Below are 2,548 nucleotides of genomic sequence, written 5' to 3' on the forward strand. Positions count from 1 at the left end.
GTCCAACACGCTGCGCGCGGGTGCCACGCCCACGCGCCGTCCGCCGGGTCCGCCTCCACCGCCCTCGGACGATGAGGACGAGGACGACGACCGGCCGAAGACGGAGCTGAACACGTCGGAGAAGACGCAGATCCGCCCGGCGCCGGAGCGTCCTCGCCGGTAGCCGCTGAAGGCGCGGGGGACCCTCCGGGTTTCCCGGGCCGCGACAACGTGAAACATCCACGCGGGGAGCCCTGCGCCGGACACCGGTGTCGCCCCCGGGTGGGTGGGGCCCTGTCCCACCACCCGGGTCCGCGAATCCTGACCTTGCGAGGAGGGCGGGTCGGGGAGAAAGTGCTCCCGTGTTGATCCCCTTCCTCGCCGCGCTCACCCTGGTGGTCGCCCAGGCGCCCGCACCCGCCTCCTCCGCGAAACCCGTCACCGTGTTGCTGGCGCCCACGGACGTGACGCGGGGAACGCCGCGCTACCTCGTTGGAACCGCCCAAGAGCACGTGGCCGAGCAGCTCAAGGCCCGAGGCCTGGAGGTGATCCGCGTGGAGGACGTGACGCGCACGCTGCCGAAGAAGAAGCGCACGGCGATGATGCGCTGCAACCGCACGCAGCCGTCCTGCATCGCGTCGCTGGGCGTGGCGGCGAAGACGGACGTGGTGATGGTGACGGAGATTGGTCCGTACCTGAACGCGTTCAAGGCGGGCGTGCGCGTGTACACGGCGCAGGACGGCGCGCCGCTCGTCGAGGAGTCGGTCCCAGGCGTGAGCGAGGACCAGGTGCTGGACGCGCTCAACAAGTCGCTGGACGTGGTGGTGCCGCGCACGCTGCGGGTGCTGCGTCCGGAGCCGGTGGCGCCGCCGGTGACGCCGCCCGTGGCGCAGCAGACGCCCAACGTGACGCCGGGCGTGAAGCAGCCGGTGCCGGGGCCGGACCTGACGCCGGGCGTGCAGCCGCCCACCGAGCTGGGCCTGACGGACACGCCGACGGTGGAGACGCCGGGACGGCGCAAGTGGGCCTGGGTGCCCGCGGCGGGCGGCGTGGTGCTCGCGGGCGTGGGCACGGTGTTCTTCGTGCAGTCGCGCGGGAAGCTCAACGACCTGAACAACAACGAGTTCCCGACGCTGGCGGAGGCGGAGAAGGTGCGCGACTCCGGCAAGCGTTCGCAGACGATTGGCGCGGTGGGGATTGGCGTGGGCGCGGCGGCCATCGCGGCGGGCGCGCTGATGTACTTCCTGCCGGTGAAGCAGACGAATGTTCAGCCGTCCGTGACGCTCACGCCGCAGGGCGGTGGTTTGAGCTTCGCCGGGACGTGGCAGTGAGCACGGGGAAAGCCATGCGGAACCTCTGGAAGGTCGGCGCGCTGGGCGCGGTGTTCGGTGCGGTGCTCAGCGCGGGCGGTTGCAGCAACTTCGACGCGGCCTTTGAGAACTGCGAGAGCGAGGGCCGCTGCGGACCGCAGGCGACCGCGGATGCCGGCACGGACGCGGGTGATGCGGGCGACGCTGGAGACACTACGCCTCCTCCCTGCGGAGACGGCGGCGTGGACTACCCCGACCTGGCCGGCTTCGACAACGACTGCGACGGCATCGACGGTGTCGCGGACGCGGGCTACTTCGTGCATCCGACGGACGGGCGGGACGAAGGCAACGATGGGAGCCGGACGCATCCGTTCCGGACCCTGGCTCGCGCTCTCAGGGAGATCCGCGACGGTGGCACGGGACGCAACATCGTGTACCTGGGTACCGGTACGTACAACGAGGAGGCGCCCGTGGTGGACATGCCCGTTTCGCTCTACGGCGGATACACGTGGCGCGGCGGTGAGAACCCCTTCTGGGACAGGTTCCTGGATGGAGGAGCAACCACGTTCTTCGACGGCGGTACGCTCGCGTTCACGGTGCGCGATGTCGCCGGTGCCGACGTCGTGATGGAAGGCCTCACCATCGCTTCCGCGGATGCATTGAATGCTGGCGAGCCCTCCATCGCGCTCCGCGTGCTCCGAAGCTCGGTGGTGCGCCTGCGCCACGTGCTCGTCGAGGCCGGAAGAGGCGCGGACGGTGAGATGGGCGCCCCTGGCAACCCCGGAGCTCCGGGCGGAGCTGGACTCGATGGTGGCTCCGCTGTCAGCTTTGGCAGTGGCAGGCGCGGAGATGGCGGCAGCAGCGTCTGCTCGACTGGCGATGCTGGACTGGGCGGCATTGGAGGCACGGGGAACAACTTCCAACAGGGTTTCGATGGAGGTGATGGCTTCCCCAATACTCCTGGCGGAGCTGGAGGCGCCGCAGGGAACCGCGTGAACACAGGACCGGACGTCTACAGCTGCATCGCCGAGCAAGGGCTCAATGGAGCGACGGGGGCAGTTGGAGGAGCAGGCGGCCTGGGATCCGCAGGCCAGGGCATTGGCAGCGTCTTGCCGGAGACGGGACTCTGGCAGCGCTCCAATACCCAACAGGGCACTGCGGGAGATCCTGGCCGGATTGGCGCGGGCGGAGGTGGAGGAGGCGGAGGAGGAACCTGCTCGGATTCTTCCCTGTCGCCCCAGGACCTGGGAGGCGCGGGC

The 2,548-nt window shown here is 70.2% G+C and carries 2 protein-coding genes; both read left to right on the plus strand.

The genetic code is table 11. From position 1 onward, the window contains the following. Positions 1-341: 341 nt before the first annotated feature. Positions 342-1,310, plus strand: coding sequence for a hypothetical protein (locus D7V80_RS40705; RefSeq protein WP_147447396.1), 969 nt, complete (start codon positions 342-344; stop codon positions 1,308-1,310). 14 nt (positions 1,311-1,324) lie between these two features. Beyond that, positions 1,325-2,548: DUF1565 domain-containing protein (locus D7V80_RS40710; RefSeq protein WP_120593120.1), on the plus strand; the 1,224-nt coding region annotated here is incomplete at its 3' end.

This window comes from Corallococcus sp. CA054B (genome assembly GCF_003611625.1).
GTDB lineage: Bacteria > Myxococcota > Myxococcia > Myxococcales > Myxococcaceae > Corallococcus > Corallococcus coralloides.